The organism is Pragia fontium, from assembly GCF_900638655.1.
In the GTDB taxonomy this organism is placed as follows: Bacteria; Pseudomonadota; Gammaproteobacteria; order Enterobacterales; family Enterobacteriaceae; genus Pragia; species Pragia fontium.
Genome location: NZ_LR134531.1, coordinates 840,696 through 858,748, shown reverse-complemented (window position 1 = coordinate 858,748; position 18,053 = coordinate 840,696). Strand labels below are relative to the sequence as shown.

15 protein-coding genes and 1 pseudogene are annotated in these 18,053 nt (G+C 47.1%); 5 read left to right on the top strand and 11 right to left on the bottom strand.

Annotated features, from left to right (window positions below; translation table 11 throughout):
• Positions 1-47: 47 nt before the first annotated feature.
• Positions 48-575, top strand: coding sequence for an inosine/xanthosine triphosphatase (yjjX, locus tag EL341_RS03490; RefSeq protein ID WP_047780061.1), 528 nt, complete (start codon positions 48-50; stop codon positions 573-575).
• A gap of 53 nt (positions 576-628) precedes the next feature.
• On the opposite strand, the gene trpR is transcribed toward yjjX, so the two are convergent.
• Complete coding sequence (gene trpR, locus EL341_RS03485; protein WP_047780060.1) at positions 629-931, bottom strand: trp operon repressor; 303 nt, start codon at positions 929-931, stop codon at positions 629-631.
• A gap of 79 nt (positions 932-1,010) precedes the next feature.
• Positions 1,011-2,909 carry a murein transglycosylase gene (gene sltY, locus EL341_RS03480; protein ID WP_074820601.1) on the bottom strand — a complete coding sequence of 633 codons (1,899 nt, stop codon included), beginning with the start codon at positions 2,907-2,909 and terminating at the stop codon, positions 1,011-1,013.
• Positions 2,910-3,220: 311 nt separating this feature from the next.
• On the opposite strand from sltY, the gene ettA reads away from it, so the two are divergent.
• Both ettA and EL341_RS03470 read left to right on the top strand, forming a co-directional pair.
• On the top strand, positions 3,221-4,888 hold the full coding sequence (gene ettA, locus EL341_RS03475; protein WP_074820175.1) for an energy-dependent translational throttle protein EttA: 1,668 nt from the start codon (positions 3,221-3,223) through the stop codon (positions 4,886-4,888).
• A 220-nt stretch (positions 4,889-5,108) separates the two neighbouring features.
• Positions 5,109-5,756: a Rossmann-fold NAD(P)-binding domain-containing protein gene (locus tag EL341_RS03470; RefSeq protein WP_114986249.1), complete on the top strand. Its 648-nt coding sequence runs from the start codon at positions 5,109-5,111 to the stop codon at positions 5,754-5,756.
• Between the two features lie 166 nt (positions 5,757-5,922).
• Here EL341_RS03470 and EL341_RS03465 read toward each other — a convergent pair whose 3' ends face one another.
• Positions 5,923-7,056, bottom strand: coding sequence for an IS481 family transposase (locus tag EL341_RS03465; protein ID WP_126466704.1), 1,134 nt, complete (start codon positions 7,054-7,056; stop codon positions 5,923-5,925).
• A gap of 384 nt (positions 7,057-7,440) precedes the next feature.
• Entirely contained in the window at positions 7,441-8,352 is a 912-nt protein-coding gene (locus tag EL341_RS03460) for a LysR family transcriptional regulator (RefSeq protein WP_114986248.1), read from the bottom strand.
• 105 nt (positions 8,353-8,457) lie between these two features.
• On the opposite strand from EL341_RS03460, the gene EL341_RS03455 reads away from it, so the two are divergent.
• Positions 8,458-9,459: a zinc-binding alcohol dehydrogenase family protein gene (locus tag EL341_RS03455; protein WP_114986247.1), complete on the top strand. Its 1,002-nt coding sequence runs from the start codon at positions 8,458-8,460 to the stop codon at positions 9,457-9,459.
• A 39-nt stretch (positions 9,460-9,498) separates the two neighbouring features.
• On the opposite strand, the gene radA is transcribed toward EL341_RS03455, so the two are convergent.
• A complete protein-coding gene (gene radA, locus EL341_RS03450; RefSeq protein WP_047780055.1) occupies positions 9,499-10,878 on the bottom strand; it encodes a DNA repair protein RadA in 1,380 nt (459 codons plus the stop codon).
• 111 nt (positions 10,879-10,989) lie between these two features.
• Entirely contained in the window at positions 10,990-11,967 is a 978-nt protein-coding gene (gene serB, locus EL341_RS03445) for a phosphoserine phosphatase (protein ID WP_047780054.1), read from the bottom strand.
• A gap of 127 nt (positions 11,968-12,094) precedes the next feature.
• Between serB and EL341_RS03440 the strand changes: the two genes are divergently transcribed.
• Positions 12,095-12,796, top strand: coding sequence for a YtjB family periplasmic protein (locus EL341_RS03440; RefSeq protein WP_047780053.1), 702 nt, complete (start codon positions 12,095-12,097; stop codon positions 12,794-12,796).
• On the opposite strand, the gene EL341_RS03435 is transcribed toward EL341_RS03440, so the two are convergent.
• The 5 genes and pseudogenes from EL341_RS03435 to EL341_RS03415 all read right to left on the bottom strand — a co-directional run bounded on the left by EL341_RS03435 (position 12,797) and on the right by EL341_RS03415 (position 17,001).
• Positions 12,797-13,573: a TatD family hydrolase gene (locus EL341_RS03435; protein ID WP_047780052.1), complete on the bottom strand. Its 777-nt coding sequence runs from the start codon at positions 13,571-13,573 to the stop codon at positions 12,797-12,799.
• A gap of 111 nt (positions 13,574-13,684) precedes the next feature.
• Positions 13,685-14,602, bottom strand: a pseudogene (locus EL341_RS03430) (patatin-like phospholipase family protein); the annotation flags it as partial.
• A gap of 10 nt (positions 14,603-14,612) precedes the next feature.
• Complete coding sequence (locus EL341_RS03425) at positions 14,613-14,801, bottom strand: CsbD family protein (protein WP_047780051.1); 189 nt, start codon at positions 14,799-14,801, stop codon at positions 14,613-14,615.
• 38 nt (positions 14,802-14,839) lie between these two features.
• Positions 14,840-15,487, bottom strand: coding sequence for a molecular chaperone OsmY (gene osmY / locus EL341_RS03420; protein ID WP_114986245.1), 648 nt, complete (start codon positions 15,485-15,487; stop codon positions 14,840-14,842).
• A gap of 548 nt (positions 15,488-16,035) precedes the next feature.
• Positions 16,036-17,001 carry a hypothetical protein gene (locus EL341_RS03415; RefSeq protein ID WP_126467035.1) on the bottom strand — a complete coding sequence of 322 codons (966 nt, stop codon included), beginning with the start codon at positions 16,999-17,001 and terminating at the stop codon, positions 16,036-16,038.
• Positions 17,002-18,053: the final 1,052 nt, after the last annotated feature.

Here is an 18,053-nt window from a genome sequence, read left to right as displayed (position 1 = left end):
TATCCGTTATACTGTGGGAATTGTCTTCTTACTATCTTGATTTAACTATGTATCACGTAATTGCTGCAACCACTAACCCTGCCAAAATAAACGCCATCCGTCTAGCCTTTGATGAGCTATTCGGTCCTGACAGCTGTCGTATCGAAAGCGTTGAAGTTAATAGCGGCGTTCCTAATCAACCTATGGGTGATAAAGAAACCAGAACCGGTGCCCGTCATCGTGTGATGTCTGCACGTCAGGTAAGACCGGAAGCTGATTTCTGGATCGGCATAGAAGCAGGTATTGATGATGATATGACTTTTGCCTGGATTGTCATTGAAAATAATCGCTGTCGTGGCGAAGCGCGTTCCGCCAGCCTGACGCTGCCCCCAGTTATTTTAAAAAATCTATACGAAGGAAAAGAGCTGGGTGACGAAATGGCTGAGCTGACCGGCGTCAGTAATATTAAACAGCAGGGTGGAGCCATCGGTTTGTTTACCGGCGGTAAACTTTCACGCACTAGCGTTTATCAACAGGCCCTACTGCTGGCATTTGTACCTTTCCATAACGAAATCTATCAGGTACATACCAAATAAAAACCAGCTTGAATAATGCGAGTTAACTCAAAACATTATTCAAGCTGAGCTGACTATTTTTTCTCATTAATCAACGCGTCTTCCAACCAGGCTCTAAATGCTGGCTCAGCGATTTTCAGACTGTTGGAACCGCGGGTGATAGTGGCAATACCTGCCCCTAATTCACTTTTCAATTCCCTCTGGCTCATATTGCCGCGCATTAGCTCTTCAACAATTCTTACCCGAGTACCAAATGATTCACGTTCATCCGGCGTCATTAAAAGCTGTAATAGCGCCTGCTGGTGACCATCGGTAAATGCTTGTTGTAATAGCATGACAAAGCTTTGCCAATCCTGCTGCTTATGTTGTTCTGACATTCTATAAACCCCGGCTAACGAACTATCTCACTAGTACAATATCATAAGCCGGGGAAAAAATGCAGAACTAAGCACATTATCAGTAACTGCGTTTCCATTCCGCATCGGTCATGACTACCGTTGGCTGACTCATAAAGCTGCGGTAAAACAAATCATATGCCAACACATTCTTCACATAACCCCGGGTTTCATTAAACGGAATGCTTTCCACAAAAGCCACCGCATCCAAGCGCCCGGCGCTATTATTTAACCAACTATTTACCCTACCCGGCCCCGCATTATAAGCCGCAGCGGCCAAGATACGGTTACGGTTAAACGTTTGATAAGTATGTTCCAAATAGCTGGTACCTAACCGAATATTGGTTTGTGGATCAAATAGCTGGCTAACGTTACTGTAATGGTTGATGTCATTTCTTTTTGCCGTTTGCTTAGCCGTTGCCGGCATCAATTGCATTAACCCTCGTGCGCCAACCGGTGATTGAGCCTGAGGATTCCAGGCGCTTTCCTGACGAGCGATGGCCATCGCAAACGAAACTGTAATTTCTTTATCATTGGTTGAGGTTTTAAACAACGTTGGATAAGCCAAAGGAAAACGCTCTTCAATATGATCCCACAGCTTCGCAACGATGGTGGCCTGTACGCTAAGGTCGGCCCAGTCTTGATCGTAAGCATAACGTGCCAGCGCTTCCTGATCCGGTTTGGATAAACTCTGGATCAGGTTACGCCACTCGGTTCGTGCCAGATTATCCTGACGCCAGTACATCAGTTCGCGCACGCGATTCACTTCAGAGCGCTGAGTCAATGCTTTAGTTGGTTTAACCGCAGTTTCCACTCTGACCGGATAATGAATCCCTAAACGTTGAGCGGCCACCATCGGATAAAAACCACGAGTGTTAATCAACTCACGCAAAATGGCTTGCCCTTCAGCACGCTGACCTCTTTCCAGTAACGCATCGGCCTTCCAATAACGCCACTCTTCTTTTGCCGCAGCGTCAGCGGGTAAGCGGCTAATCCATTGAGACACGCCCGATTTATCGGCATTACTTAGCGCCAAGCGAATCCGCCGCTCGATTAAATCGCCATTGCTACTGCGAGCAAGGGTGGCATCGCGCCATCTCGCCTGTTCATCAGTGGTATTATTGTTAATCAGTCGACCAGCAATCATATCTTCCAACGCCTGCCGTTCGGATTGACTCATTTTTTGCTGACGTACAATTTGCGGCAAAATAGAGCGCGCCTTCTCTACGTCTTTACGGACAACTTTTGCAAAAGCCAGGCGGGTTTCTTCACGGGTAAAATCGGTTGGTGACAGGTTCGCCGCAAAAGATTCAACCGTCATCGGATCCTTCTGCAGTTTGCCAACGCTTTCACCAATCGTTTGATAATTGGCTGGCAGTTGATTCACCAGCGATGTCACCAGAGACGTATTGTCGGCCTGACTGGCCATACGAATACGCTCCAGGGTAACCAGCGGAGTCTGATGACCGGCATTACGCCATTCACTAAATAATTTGTCACAGGAGGCTGGGAGAGACTGGCCGCTTAACCAAATAGTTTTCGCTTCATCATAGGCCTGCTGTTTATGGCCAGTAGCCCATTTGGCATAATAAAAGTTACAGCGAGATGCTACAGAAGACGGGGCTTCGGCAGAAAAATCAACAATACCTTGCCAATCCTGACGGTTAGCCAGCTCATTGATAAAATTATTTCTCAGATTACGCGTCAACGGTAAAGTCGGATAGTGCGCGGTAAATTTTTCCGCCTGTTCCACCGTCAATGCACTCAAATCCTGAGTCAATTGGCGATACTCCAAATAAGGATAGAGCGGGTAATCGGTTAACGTTGGCATCAAGCGAGCAACGTCATCCATCTGCTTATTATCCCACGCTTGCTTAACCTGCTGATAGCGATCGCGCTGGGCGTTGAGTGAGTCAGCCCATACACTCTGGGCTGTTACCGCCATGATTAGTCCAACCATTAGGGCACACTTATTAATTAAGTTACTTTTTCCCAAATTACGCTGATTATCCGTCACAAGCTTCCTCACTTTTCCTGTTGTTTTACGCTCTGCGCCTCAGGCTAAACCTGTTTAGCGTTACACACACATACTGACAATAGTATATCTCTATACCTAACGTTATGCTGGTTAAAACCTGAAAATCTACAATACCAATAAGACAACAAACTCTTCATTTTTATTCATAAAGGAGAAATTAGACTTCCCTCGGATAAACGATACAATAGGCGACTATTCTGTACTCTACCAATGTAATGGATACCTGTAAGACTATGGCACAATACGTCTATACTATGCATCGTGTCGGGAAAGTAGTTCCTCCGAAACGACATATTCTAAAAAATATCTCTCTCAGCTTCTTTCCCGGTGCCAAAATCGGCGTACTGGGGTTAAACGGCGCAGGTAAATCAACCTTACTACGCATTATGGCGGGTATTGATACCGATATTGAAGGGGAAGCACGCCCTCAGCCGGGTATCAAGATCGGCTATTTACCGCAAGAACCGAAACTCAACCCAGAACAAACCGTTAAAGAAGCGGTTGAAGAAGCAGTCAGCGAAGTGCAAAACGCGCTGACGCGTCTGGATGAAATTTATGCCGCCTATGCAGAACCGGATGCCGATTTTGATAAGCTGGCTAAGCAACAAGGCGAGATGGAAGCCATTATCCAGTCCCACGACGGGCATAACCTGGATAACCAGTTAGAGCGTGCCGCTGATGCCCTGCGCCTTCCACCTTGGGATGCCAAAATTGAGCACCTGTCCGGTGGTGAACGCCGCCGTGTCGCCCTGTGCCGCCTATTGCTGGAAAAACCAGACATGCTGCTGCTGGACGAACCAACCAACCACTTGGATGCCGAATCCGTCGCTTGGTTAGAACGCTTCCTGCACGACTACGAAGGCACCGTGGTGGCGATTACCCACGACCGTTACTTCCTGGATAACGTGGCCGGCTGGATTCTGGAACTTGACCGCGGCGAAGGTATTCCGTGGGAAGGCAACTACTCTTCATGGCTGGAACAGAAAGATAAGCGTCTGGAACAGGAAGCCTCTTCCGAAGCTGCCCGTCGTAAATCGATTGAGAAAGAGCTGGAATGGGTTCGTCAGAATCCTAAAGGCCGTCAGGCTAAGAGCAAGGCTCGTCTTGCCCGCTTTGATGAGCTTAACAGCGTTGAGTACCAAAAACGTAATGAAACCAGCGAGCTGTTTATTCCACCGGGTCCACGCCTTGGCGACAAAGTACTGGAAATCAGCAACCTGCAAAAATCCTACGGCGACCGCCTGCTGATTGAAGACTTGTCCTTCGCGATTCCTAAAGGTGCTATCGTCGGTATTATCGGCCCTAACGGCGCGGGTAAATCAACCCTATTCCGGATGATCTCCCAGCAAGAACAACCGGATAGCGGCAGCATTGTGTTAGGTGACACGGTGAAAATCGCCTCCGTTGATCAGTTCCGTGACAGCATGGATAACAGTAAAACGGTATGGGAAGAAGTCTCCGGCGGTCAGGACATGATGAAGATCGGTAGCTTTGAACTGCCAAGCCGAGCTTACGTTGGTCGTTTTAACTTCAAAGGCACCGATCAGGGTAAACGCGTTGGAGAGCTTTCCGGTGGTGAGCGCGGTCGTCTGCATCTGGCGAAACTATTGCAGGTTGGCGGCAATATGTTACTGCTCGATGAACCAACCAACGATCTGGATATTGAAACCCTGCGCGCACTGGAAAACGCCCTCTTGGAATTCCCCGGCTGCGCCATGGTTATTTCCCATGACCGCTGGTTCCTTGACCGTATTGCCACCCATATTCTCGACTACGGCGATGAAGGCAAAGTGGAGTTCTTCGAAGGTAACTTTACCGAATACGAAGAGTGGAAAAAACGCACGCTGGGTGCCGAAGCCCTTGAACCACACCGCATCAAATATAAGAAGATTGCCAAATAATACTGGTCTATTCTTATAAACAGCAGTATCAGCGCCTCCTTAAATAAGGGGGCGCTGGTCAGTTAAGCGTTTACACTTTGTATGTGATGACTCATCAACTCCATCATCCCGGTAAAAACCGGAATAATGGGTTAAATGGAATGAAACGCTTAAGTAAACGGCATTCCCCCTAATACTCAGGGCACTTTATTCATTACCACCACAAACATGGGAGAAGATGATGCCAACCACAGCACTATTACTGGGCGCCAGCGGACTCATCGGCAGCCAGCTCTTAAACATGCTGCAATCCGATCCCCGCATTACCCATATTTATGCCCCTAGCCGCCATCCACTGGCCAACATCGGCGATAAAGTGATTAATCCGGTCGGTAGCGATGTACAAATTCTGCTTGATACTCTGACAGAACCGGTTGATGTCGCCTTCTGTTGCTTGGGCACCACTCAAAAAACTGCCGGTAGCCGGGAAGCCTTCCGCTTTGCCGATATTACCTTGCCGGTACACGGTGGCAAAACCGCCCGACGCCTTGGCGCAAGCCACTATCTGGTGGTCAGTGCACTGGGAGCCAATGCCAAATCATGGGTGTTTTACAATAAAACCAAAGGCCAAATGGAACAGGCGCTCATCGCACAAAACTGGCCGCACCTGACCATAGCCCGCCCTTCCATGCTAATCGGTAAGCGAGATACACCGCGTACCCCGGAGCTATTAGCCGCACCGCTGTTTCACTTACTACCGGGAAAATGGAAAGCAATTCCCGCCAGAGATGTTGCCTATGTCCTGTGGCAAGAAGCCTTCTCCCCCAGCGCATCCAGCGTCGACATTATTGAGTCCGACCAACTGCGGAAAAAAGCCTCTTCCCTGTAGTAATACCAGTCAATTAAGCTTAATGACAGCGAAAGTTTCGTCCACTATCAGTGCAGAGTATCAATTAACGTTGGTGCACGTGGCCGAGCAAAGGGCGTTAGGCGAACGCTGTATGGATTATAGACATAGGTAACAGGTGTTCGGAGACATGGGTTACACATTATTTCTAATCCAATGGCCTACGTAAGTCAATTTTGGCAATACGCTGGTGAGTAAAATAGATATCTCTTTCATACTCATCAGCGGTTTCTTTTACCAGGACCGGATATCCCCAGAATGCATTGCTGACCAAATATCTCTTACCATAGAGACAGATGTGTCCATTCATTTGAACCTTTCTCACCACCAGCCCTTCATCATATTCTATTGCAGGCAATGTCTCAGGATAAGCACGCTGACTGATTTGATAACGCGAGATTGGTACCTCCAGTGATAAGGCATCGTGAGGCCGTTTGCAGTTATAAATTCGTCGCCAGCTATCAAAAGCCGTCTGGCATTGTCTCATTTCACTAAATGCCCGATTATTTAATACTTCCGCTTTTAAAGAACGATGAAAACGTTCGTCTTTACCTTGTGTCTGAGGATGATGAGGGCGTGAATGGGACACTCGTATTCCAAGATGAATTAACCAGGCACTTAAACGTGTAAAGCGGTAATGTGCTCGGGAAACTCCCCACGGTGCCCCATTATCCATTGTCATAGCAACGGGCAAGCCGTAATGGCGGAATACATCAATCAGAACGGGTTTAACATCGTCATGTGACTCGCCCTGACAACCTCGTAAACACAGTGAAAAACGAGAGTGGTCATCAAGAATAGTCAGTGGAAAGCAGCGCTGATTGCTGACATAGAACCACCCCTTAAAATCCATTTGCCACAAGTCATTGGGGTGAGGATGTTCAAAGCGCTGCCAGTGTTGAGCCTGTAGGGAAGCCTGAGGCTCAATGAGGTGATGACGCTTCAATATAGCGGCAACGGTGGCAACGGCAGGGACGCTTTCTCCTTTATTTTCCAGATATCGTTTGAGCTTTCTGGGTCCCCAGGCGGGATAACGTTGACGTAGCGTTATCAGCTTGAGTTCAACATCATCGGCGGTTTTGGAGGGTGAAGACAAGGGCTTACGTGAACGTTCAGCTAATCCCGGGAGACCTTGTTGCTGGTAACGAGAGAGCCATTTATAAGCCGTCTTCCGACTAATAGAGAATCGCCGTGCCAACTCAGAGATATTCGCCCCGGGTAAAGTGGCCAGAGTAACAAACTCTTCTTTTAAAGACATGATGGTAACCTCATTCCACGGCATATAACTCTCCTTAGTATGGAATAGTGATATGCCGATAATGGAACAACAAAACGTAAAAGCACCAGCGATTACGTTCTAAAAAGTGTTACCTATGTCCCTGAACACCTGTTACCTATGTCCCCAGTCCATACAAACGCCCTCTGCACTCCCACGCCTTCGCCCCCGAATCCAGGCCGCCTACGGCGCCTCCCCTCCGCCTTCGCTCGGGTTAACGCACCGGCGCTGATTCGTTCCCAACGAAGCAGCGCCTCGCCCATCATCCCTGATGGGCTTGCTCCCTCTCTCTGTTGTCGGCTGAATTCCAGCGCTCAATAGAGAGGTCAAAAGATAAAACTCACCGATCGCATTTTCTTAACTGACAAGCATTACTCTTCCCTGTAGTGCTTAATCAAACAGGGAAGGTTTAACCGAATAATCGGCAACCAACGGATGGTTCATAACCGTTTCAATAAATCTTTCCTGCGCTGGCATATTTAACTTACGGCTGGGGTAGACCAAATACAGTTCGTTGCCTTCCGCCTGCCAGTCAGGCAGCACCTGTTGTAGCTCACCCCGCTGAATCACCTCGGCGGTCAGAAAAGCCGGCAGAAACGTAATGCCACCACCGGCGATCGCACACTGGCGGGCATACAATAAATTATCCGTCACATGCTGCCCCGGCTGTAACCAGCGGAAAGTTTCATCACCTTTACGCAGCAGACATTCTGACCAAGCCCGATGAGTAATACAGCGATGTTGAAGCAGATGGCTTGGCTGAGTAATCGGTTCAAACTGAGCAAGATAGTCTGGTGCAGCCAATAAATAACGCGGATAGTGAGCAAGAAAACGACCAATCAGGCTTGAGTCTTGCGGTTTTCCGGTACGAATACCGAGATCGAATCCACTGGCAACCAAGTCTTTTACCGTATCGGAAACATAAACCTCAACGGATACTTCCGGATACCGCTGCTGAAAATCAGTCACTATCGGCGCCAATAACGCAATAGCCAATCCACCCGGAGCCGTAATACGAATTCTTCCGCTCGGTGACGCTTTCAACATCTGTAATGATTGCCCGGCCTGTTCTGAAGCCTGAACCATTGCCTGACAATGCACCAGATAACGCTCCCCGGCAAAGGTTAAACTCAATTGACGAGTGGTTCGCATTAATAAACGCAATCCCAGTTGCTGTTCTAACTGACTAATACGCTGACTAACGCTCGACTTCGGTAATCCGGCACGCTTAGCGGCAGCGGTAAAACTTCCCGTCTCAACCACCAGCGCAAACAGAGCCATATCCTGTAATTGTCTAAACATGATTGTTCATCTTATATAAACAGTGTGTTTGTTAAAGGTTATCTTATCACTTTCTACCTCAACCACTAGACTGTCCGTATTCACTCTCCAGAAAGGAACGCCTTTATGTCTAAATATGCCATTGCTGTTGACCCTAAAAACCCGCAAAACTTTATCCAAATTGATGTACCCGAACAGGCCCCACAAGGTTTTGATCTGTTGGTTCAGGTTAAAGCGATTGCCATGAATCCGGTAGATACCAAAGTTCATGCCGGATTAAAGCAAAATGGCCTACAGGAGCCTCGGATATTGGGTTGGGATGCCGCAGGTATTGTCACCGCCGTTGGCCCAAAAGCCTCGGGATTCGCCATTGGTGATGAAGTTTGGTACGCAGGTGATATTACCCGCCCGGGCAGTAACACCACACATCAGTTGATAGACTCCAGAATCACTGCCCATAAACCTAAATCTTTAGCTTGGGCCGAAGCAGCGGCAATCCCACTAACGGCGCTTACCGCTTGGGAAGGCCTGTTTGAACACCTGAAAATTCAGGACGCCGGCAGTGATAAAACGCTATTAATTATTGGTGGCGCTGGTGGCGTTGGTTCTCTGGCCATTTCTCTGGCAGCACTGCGCAGCAAAGTACGGGTGATTGCCACCGCATCTCGACCTGAATCAGCTAAATGGTGTTTGGATCGCGGTGCCGATCTCACCGTAGACTATCGAGATCTGAAGCAAAATCTGCTGAAGCACGATATCAAACAGGTGGATTATATCTTCTGTCTGAACGATACCGACGGTCACTGGCAAGCGATGGCTGAAGTGATCGCGCCATTTGGCCATATTTGTTCTATTGTTGAGAACAAGCAGCCGCTGGAACAGTCATTAATCCGTTCTAAAGGCGTCGCTTTACATTGGGAACTGATGTTTACCCGCAGCATGTACCAAACGCCAGACATTGCCGAACAAGGCGCGATTCTTCAGCGCGTTGCCGATATGATTGATAAGGGTGAACTGAAAGGAACCCTGAATGAAACGCTGCACGGTTTAAGTGTGGAAAACATCTCTCAAGCGCATAAAAAACAGCTCGAAGGCCATATGACCGGCAAGATAGCTATCGTTTACTGATTCTGATGCCAATCGCGTGCTGTAAAAATTCAGCACGCGTTAAAGATCTTCCAACACACTCAACGCATCAGACAGCTTCTTCACACCAAACACCTGCATATTCGGTAAGCTTTTTTTCGGTACATTAGCATGCGGCACAATAGCGCGCTTAAAGCCGTGCTTGGCTGCTTCAGAAATGCGTTCCTGACCGCTGGGTACCGGGCGAATCTCACCGGCCAACCCCACTTCGCCGAACACCACTAAATCTTCCGGCAGTGGCCTGTCACGTAAACTGGAGACCAGAGAAAGCAACAACGCCAAGTCAGCGCTGGTTTCCGTCACTTTAACGCCACCCACCACGTTAACAAACACATCCTGATCGGCCATTTGCAAACCGCCATGGCGGTGCAGCACCGCCAGCAGCAGCGCCAAACGATTCTGTTCCAGCCCTACCGCCACCCGACGTGGGTTAGACAGCATTGAGTGATCGACCAAAGCCTGAATTTCCACCAGCAACGGACGAGATCCTTCCCATACCACCATGACTGAACTACCGGAGGTAATTTCGTCCCCTCGACTGAGGAAAATGGCGGAAGGATTACTGATCTCTTTTAGCCCTTGCTCCGTCATGGCAAAGACCCCCAGCTCATTCACGGCACCAAAGCGGTTTTTATGACTGCGCAATGTGCGAAAACGGGAGTCGGCATCCCCATCCAGCAATACCGAGCAGTCGATACAGTGCTCCAATACCTTGGGGCCAGCCAAAGAACCATCTTTCGTTACGTGACCGACCATAATAATCGCCACGCCTTTGGTTTTGGCAAAACGGGTCAGATAGGCCGCCGTTTCCCGCACCTGTGCCACGCTACCGGGAGATGACTGAATATCGGCCATATGCATCACCTGAATAGAGTCAATCACCATCAGGCGCGGCTGTTCTTGCTCAGCGATCAGGCAAATTTGCTCAATGCTGGTTTCAGACAGCATCTGTAAATGCTCGGTGGGTAAACCCAGACGGTGAGCGCGCATGGCAACCTGCTGTAAAGACTCCTCGCCGGTAACGTACAGCGTCTTCATTTGCCCGGCCAATTTACACATGGTTTGCAGCAATAAGGTACTTTTACCCGCACCCGGATTACCGCCAATCAGAATGGCGCTGCCCGGTACCACCCCGCCGCCCAAAACACGGTCAAACTCTTTAAAACCGGTAGAGAAGCGCGGTAGCTCATCCAGACTAATATCCGATAGCTTTTGTACTCGGCTGATGCCAGCATCTCCGGCATAGCCGGAGAAACGATCGACTCGGGAAGAGGAGGCCGCCGCCAGACGAATTTCAGTAATGCTATTCCACGCGTTGCAAGCGCTACACTGCCCCTGCCAACGCGGATAATCCGCACCACATTCATTACATACAAAAGCACGCTTTGCCGGCTTAGCCATGGTAACCTCAACCTATATAAACATCGTTAAAACGGTAACTATTAACAGCGAAACAGCAACAGGCTCGGCAAGTATTCTCGCTTACACATCAGCCGAAAATCTGCCTCGTTGCTATTTACCTTCATGATTCAGACTTGCGGAAAGAATGCATAAGACGCCCAGCAAATTAGCAAAACGGATCGCCACTTTCGATTTTGAATACACCTTCGGCTTAGCATGATAAGCGATTCCCAAATGAGCAACTTTAATCATTTTTAAATCGTTAGCACCGTCACCGATAGCCACCGTTTGCTCCATAGGAATCGACAGTTCTTCCGCCAACTGTTGTAACTTCACCGCTTTAAATTTGGCATCAACAATTTGGCCGGTCACTCTGCCGGTCAACTTACCCTGTTTAATCCCTAACTGGTTAGCAGAAATCGACACCAGATTCAGTTTTTCTTTCAGATAGTCAGCAAAATAGGTGAACCCACCGGACACGATGGCGACATGCCAGCCAGCCTGATGTAGTTTTTCTACCAGCGTAACTAACCCTGGCATCAGCGGTAAGTTTTCCCTGACTTGTTCAAGAATCGCCGCATCGGCATCTTTTAGCGTCGCGACCCGCTGACGCAAGCTAGCGGCAAAATCCAGCTCACCACGCATGGCCCGTTCGGTCACTTCAGCAACCTGCTCGCCTACGCCGGCCAACTTGGCTATTTCATCAATACACTCAATTTCAATGGCGGTAGAATCCATATCCATTACCAGCAATCCCGGCGAACGCAAAGAAGGAAGGTTGCCCATCTGGGCGACGTCCAACTGATACTCTTCGGCAATTTTCTTGGCTTTGGTGGCAAGCACCCCGGCCAAGCGGATCACTTGATACTTATCCACCGTCCAGGCTGACACCACCACTAAAGGCTCATTCAATCGGCGCTGAAACGAAGACAAACGTTGCTTATCCAGCCCCTTGCCATAAAGTAACCAGCCCGTATGTCCAGCCCAATAGTCTAATGGCATGACCTCATCACCACTCAATGACAGTGGCAATCCTGGCCAGCCGTCTATTTCTGCGGGCAAATCGCTATAGGTCAGGCTAATCGGCATACTACAACTCCTTAAATACGAGGCTTATCGGCCAAAAAAGAGATTCAATGGCAAAACAGCGTTTCAAGCTATCCTAATGGATAGAGTTCTGGCAACATAAAACATCTTCAGCACATAAGGTAGTTGCATGACCAAACGGCTTAAATTCAAATTTAATCTGCACCGGATTGTTATCATCCTGTTTTGTCTGGCTTTATTAGTCGCTCTGATGCAGGGTGTCTCTTATTTCAGCTTAAACAATCAGGCAGTACAAGCAAAACAATCGCAGGATTTGGCTCGCACCTTGGCCAAGCAGGTGACGTTTACTTTATCTCCGTTGCTGGAAAGCGCGATTAATGGTACTGATGACCAACAAATTGAAGCCATTCTACAACATCTGACGCAACATAGCCGGATACTTGATGCCTCGGTTTATCGCGTAGATGGCTCACTGGTCGCTCAGGTTGGTGATAAAACCAGCGTTAGAGATCGGCTGGCGATCGACGGTCAACGACCGGGAAGCGATTTCAATCAGCAAGTCGTGGAAATGATAGCGGGGAAAGATGGGCCGCTTGGGTTTATTCGCCTCACGCTCGACACACATGTACTGGCTACTGAAACTGAGCAAGTGGATAATACCACCAATATGTTGCGGCTGATGTTACTGCTGGCAATGGTGATCGGCATTATTCTGGCCCGAACGCTGCTGACTCGGCAAAACACTGACGGGAAAAAGTCTCCTTATCCGTTAACCGCAAGTGATAGCAAACATGCGACGGCAGACTCTGTTGAATCAACAAAAACGGTACAGAAAAAGAAACGCCCGCATAAAAAGAAGCCTTATCGGTAACTACAGCGAGAATAGCGCCACACTGTTGGCATAAAGCTGTCGGGCAATCTGTTCCGCCGGTTCAGATCTCAAGCGGCAGAGCTGTTCAAAAATCAGCGTCAATCGTTCCGGTCGATTAGGTTGCCCTTGAAATCCAGCCAACGGCATATCCGGCGCGTCAGTTTCTAACACCAACGCCTCCAGAGGTAGCGCCGCCATAACCTGTCGCGTTTTCTGTGCTCGCTCATAGGTAATCACCCCACCCACACCAATCGCATAACCCAAGCGCACAAAAGCCATCGCCTGCGCCAAGCTACCGGAAAAGCCATGAACCACCCCGGTACGCACTTGTTTGGTCTGGCGCAAAATTTTGGCTAACTTATCATGGGTTTGGCGGGAATGAAGAATCACCGGTAATTCAAATCGGTTAGCCAGTTTAAGCTGCTCCAACAGCAGCCAAACCTGCCGGTCGGATTGCGGTGTGTCCATATATTCATCCAGACCCACTTCCCCTACCGCCACCAGCTTGCCGTTATTTTGGCTTAACAACTGTTGTAGCCTATCCAGCCCTTCATCCTGATGAGAAGCAATATAAAGTGGATGCAGTCCGAGCGCGCCATAAATCATCGGGAAGCGCTGCGTCAGTTGCACAATCCCCTCAAACCTGTCACACGTGACCGCCGGCACAATAATACGCTCAACCGCAGATTGCGCCGCCAGACTCAGGCTCTCTTCCTCATGCTCAACAAAAGGTGGAAAATCAAAATGGCAATGGGTATCGATAAACACCGGCTTCACACCACCTCCGCTATGCAAGGATAATCAGGGTTACGGCTGCTCAATCATATCAGGCTGAAAAACCTTAGACTGAACGTTAACCTTATTTCTTTGTTGCCGTTCATTATGATGCAGTAGAGAACGACCAATAGTTGCCATAAAGTAACGCCCACAGCGTTTACCTAAATGATAATCCTTATTTAGCGCCGCAACACGACTACCCAGCGCGTTACTGGTCAGGGGATTGGGTGGGAAAATTTCCAAAATCTGCACGCCATCCGGAGGATTCTCAATAAACTGCTGAGTACGCGTATAGGTCGCTTCATGCTGTTGCAGAATACGCAGCATCTGCGGGGTCGAGCTTTCCGAAAACCAGCGCTCCATCCGTTTCACCCATGCCGGGGTATAGTAAAACTGAGACGGAACGGTTCGGATCACCACAATGGTATCAGCCCCGCGCCGGTAGGCTTCCTCAACGGGAATCGCATCGCTGATGCCGCCATCCATATAGGTTACGCCATCGATATCAACGCCGGTGCGGTAAAACCCAGGAATCGCGCTGGATGCCTTAAGCGCCTGTAGCCAGTTCTCTTTTCGGGCAGGAAAATAGGTCGGCGTAAAATCATCGCTACGGCAAGCGCACATATAAAACTCTCGCTCACCTGCCATTTTCTGAATAGCATAGTCCATATCCAGCGGCATCTGGTCGGAAGCGGTATCAACCAACCAATCAATATCAATCAGATGGCCGCCTTTGGCAAAGCGCAAGGGATTAAAGAACTGAGGCGAAGTGCTATAACGCACAATAATGCGGCGCGCATAGCCCAGTTGACCACAAACATAAGCGGATAAGTTCTGGGCACCGGCAGAGGTGCCAAGCATGATATCAAATGGGTCAAATCCTACCCGCTGAAATTCATCTAAAACCCCCGCGGTAAAAATCCCTCGCTGACCACCGCCCTCGCACACCAGCGCAATTTTGCCCGGTGGCTCTGGCCGGTTGGTTAACGGTTCCAGACATCCCAACGTGACAGGTATTCTATTACCCAATTTTTTATCCTTAATGATGAACTCTGGATTCAGAGGATACTCTTTCCTGCTCTTTTCCGTAATCTTCTTGTAAGATTCCCGACAGCCAATCGCTGTTCCCAGCAAAGAACTCATCTTCGATACCAGCCAGTTCTGCCCACCACAATCTGACAGAACCCTTCCACTGTTTTAACCTGCCTAGAATAATATCACTATTCATAGTCACAGCCTCCGAGTCAGACCCGTTTATCTTACCGGTTATTGTTTGATGACCAGATCGTTTTTCACACTTTTCACCCCCTTAACCTGCTGGGCAATGCTTTCCGCTTGTGCTATCTGGGTCACTTTATCTACGGTTCCCGTTAACTGAACCACGCCTTGACTGGTGTCCACTTTAATTTTTCGCGCAGGGACTATTTTATCGGCTAAAAATTTAGTCTTAATTTCACTGGTAATCACCGAATCATTTACATAGTTTTCAACCGAGTGACGTTTGTCGGTTTGTACCTGAAGTTTATTACTCACCGATTTTACTCCCGCAACCTGCTTGGCAATCTCGCCTGCCTGAGTTGATTGCGCATCGCTACTGACAAAACCACTGAGGGTCACGGCACCCGCCGTTGTTTTCACAGAAATATCGGTACTCTGAATACTTTTCTGATCCAATAAGGCACTTTTTACTTTAGCGGTGATGGTGCTGTCATCCATGAAACCATCGATCTTTTTCATCGAGTGATCGATTGACTCACCGACTTTATCAACGGATTTATCAATAGATGTACCGACTTTTTCTGCAACATTCTCAGCTTTAGTGGCGATGGTCTCTTGAGCAAATGCGCTGCTACCCATCACCGCGGTGGAAAAAATGGCGGCAATACAACAACGTGTGAAGGATATATTTTTCATTCATAACCACCTTGAATCATTGTTAAGGATTAAGCAGAATTATTGCCTGCAAACCGCGATCGCTCCGCAACTTAGCGGGTGAAATACCGATAGAATCAGCGATTAAACTTCAATCATGCAATTGCCAGACCAATATTTTCATTAATATGAAAACCAATAAGTTACGCCCAAACCCTATGCAGTATTGACCTAAAACGTCGCCTTAAGACGACAAAACCTCATATATCAGTAACAATCTAATAACGTCGCGCAATAACTTATTGAGTTAGTTGAATACTTAATGTCATCTATTGGCAACACGGCAGAAAAAACATCGGGAAAAATAACAAAAAAAACGATTCACGCTTGGCTTAACTATAAAACAGCCAAAGTAAACTGCCGTCTAGCGCACAAAAACTTTGTAAGCATGTTTATATTTAGCAAAGGAAACTCAAGCGTATAAAAAAGATATGTGACCGGAGGGTCAGGTTTTCAAACGAGACTGGGGCAAAACGTGGAAAAAGAGAAACCACGTTTTGCCTGACGGTAGATCAATAGGAATAGCTAAATTAATCGTGTGTTGCGATTAGCCAAGCGCTACCGCTTATAGCACCATTGCCAGTAATCTGGGAAAGTTCGCTGCTGACCGTAAAGGTTTTGAATCTCTGAATTTCCGCATGAATACTTCTGCCTGAAGCTAGAGTATCCGGATCGGTAATGGTTAGCTTAGACACCGCGCCAACTGTTCCTGATGTGTCTTTCAATGGCAGAGCACCATTTCGGTCAGCCTCATAACTCAGCGTAAACCTCGCCTTGACTGGCGTATCGCAGGCATACGTAATAGGGGTAGACATACGATGAGCGGACAGACCTCGGGGCACCGTACCATGATCGATAGTTAGAGAGTTAGGAAAGGCACGACAGCTAGTCGGTAACGATATGGTCCCCCCCGCCAGTAATATAGGAATAGCATAGGCCTTCCCAGTGACTCCGATTTTTGCACCAAAAGCGCGAATATAGCCACCCAATGGCATAGCAGGAAAGGTAATCAAGTTATCAATCGGGCGATGTTTAACATAAAAACTCAGGGTAATCGGATAAGCATTCATCATATCACTGGCAGGTGGTTTATCCGTTCCCCCCCTATTAGAACAAACCACTGACGACTCGTATGACCAAGCATTCACTGGACTATTCTTACTCGTCGTCGTGGCAGACATGGATAAATTTTCATTAATCCGAAAACGATTGAGGTTATAATCCATTGGCAAATCAATATGCGTATAGTGATTTACTGTGTTAGGGGGCAGATTTTGGGCACCGCACTTTACATCACCACTTACCGTATTACTATTAATAACAAACGTCGTTATCAGTCCGGTATCCACCTTCGCGTTACCACTGATGGTCACCACAGACTTCGCCGTACCCGCGAGAACATTATAGGCAGCCGCTGCTGGCCTGCTTCCCATCAAGCCGATCAATAGCCCGAGCCCCCACACGATACAGTATTTTATGCTGTTTGTTCCATTCATCTGTTTATTCTCCATCTCCCTGTTATCAAGGATCCTTTCTGCATATATCACTGCCATACACTTTCCATTTCTGCCAAATCACCGTGCTCCAGACATTGGCATTCGTTATCCTGATAAATCAGGATAAATCTACGCATCGATATAAAGACGCACCCTAAAACCTTTGCATTAAAAATGGCAATGTCAGTTTAAATACCTTATTCAAACAACCCTTCATCAATAAATAAAAGAAATGAAATCAGTATTATCCCTGTAATAAAAAACCAATCAAGCACAAACCAAAGAGTATTTGAATATCATTTATTTCGAAAAGAAGCAGAGAGTATCCTGCCGTTTATTTACAATTAGCATTATACATAAAATGATAGGACAAAAAACCATTTTTATTTAGCTTGTCGATCTAATAGTCTGTAAAATGACGAAAAAATGACAGCAAAAGCCAAAAAAACCAACATGAAATAAAAAAACAGAATATTAGATCGAAATAAATAAGAAAAACCAACTTAATGTATCAATTCATTCAAAAATATTAATTAATCAAACTATTTAAATATATAATTCCATTATAAATCACAAAAAATAAAAAACATAAAAATCAATGAGATGAAATTAAATCACTAATCTAGATAATATATAGAACCGTGAAAAAAACCTCAGAATATACAAAAATATAGTTTTAATTAGCCCATAACAAAGCAGTATTATGAAAATAATGTAAACATTTTCATAACCACAAAACCTTTATTAAACTTATATAAATTTTAGTAAAAATCCAAATGACGATAAATAAACATCGGTATCAAAAAGAAAGCCACCGAAGGGAATTAATGAGAAGGATTAATGAAAAGAATTAATTAAGATAGCCCAGCCATACATCACTGAGCTATCTTAATTATAGGAGAAATAAAAAAATTAATATTGCTGAGCATTACGATAGGTAATATCCCGATAAAATTACTGAGTTAAATTCAGATTGACCCTAATTGGCATAATATATGCTTTAGTTATCATATCTGACCCTACTATCAGATCATTATTAGCAATAGGAAAAA

What these genes read in the sequence shown, in the direction of transcription:
- yjjX (WP_047780061.1), top strand. Translation starts at nt 48, where the DNA reads ATGTATCACGTAATTGCTGCAACCACTAACCCTGCCAAAATAAACGCC.
- trpR (WP_047780060.1), bottom strand. Translation starts at nt 931, where the DNA reads ATGTCAGAACAACATAAGCAGCAGGATTGGCAAAGCTTTGTCATGCTA.
- sltY (WP_074820601.1), bottom strand. Translation starts at nt 2,909, where the DNA reads ATGGTTGGACTAATCATGGCGGTAACAGCCCAGAGTGTATGGGCTGAC.
- ettA (WP_074820175.1), top strand. Translation starts at nt 3,221, where the DNA reads ATGGCACAATACGTCTATACTATGCATCGTGTCGGGAAAGTAGTTCCT.
- EL341_RS03470 (WP_114986249.1), top strand. Translation starts at nt 5,109, where the DNA reads ATGCCAACCACAGCACTATTACTGGGCGCCAGCGGACTCATCGGCAGC.
- EL341_RS03465 (WP_126466704.1), bottom strand. Translation starts at nt 7,056, where the DNA reads ATGCCGTGGAATGAGGTTACCATCATGTCTTTAAAAGAAGAGTTTGTT.
- EL341_RS03460 (WP_114986248.1), bottom strand. Translation starts at nt 8,352, where the DNA reads ATGTTTAGACAATTACAGGATATGGCTCTGTTTGCGCTGGTGGTTGAG.
- EL341_RS03455 (WP_114986247.1), top strand. Translation starts at nt 8,458, where the DNA reads ATGTCTAAATATGCCATTGCTGTTGACCCTAAAAACCCGCAAAACTTT.
- radA (WP_047780055.1), bottom strand. Translation starts at nt 10,878, where the DNA reads ATGGCTAAGCCGGCAAAGCGTGCTTTTGTATGTAATGAATGTGGTGCG.
- serB (WP_047780054.1), bottom strand. Translation starts at nt 11,967, where the DNA reads ATGCCGATTAGCCTGACCTATAGCGATTTGCCCGCAGAAATAGACGGC.
- EL341_RS03440 (WP_047780053.1), top strand. Translation starts at nt 12,095, where the DNA reads ATGACCAAACGGCTTAAATTCAAATTTAATCTGCACCGGATTGTTATC.
- EL341_RS03425 (WP_047780051.1), bottom strand. Translation starts at nt 14,801, where the DNA reads ATGAATAGTGATATTATTCTAGGCAGGTTAAAACAGTGGAAGGGTTCT.
- osmY (WP_114986245.1), bottom strand. Translation starts at nt 15,487, where the DNA reads ATGAAAAATATATCCTTCACACGTTGTTGTATTGCCGCCATTTTTTCC.
- EL341_RS03415 (WP_126467035.1), bottom strand. Translation starts at nt 17,001, where the DNA reads ATGAATGGAACAAACAGCATAAAATACTGTATCGTGTGGGGGCTCGGG.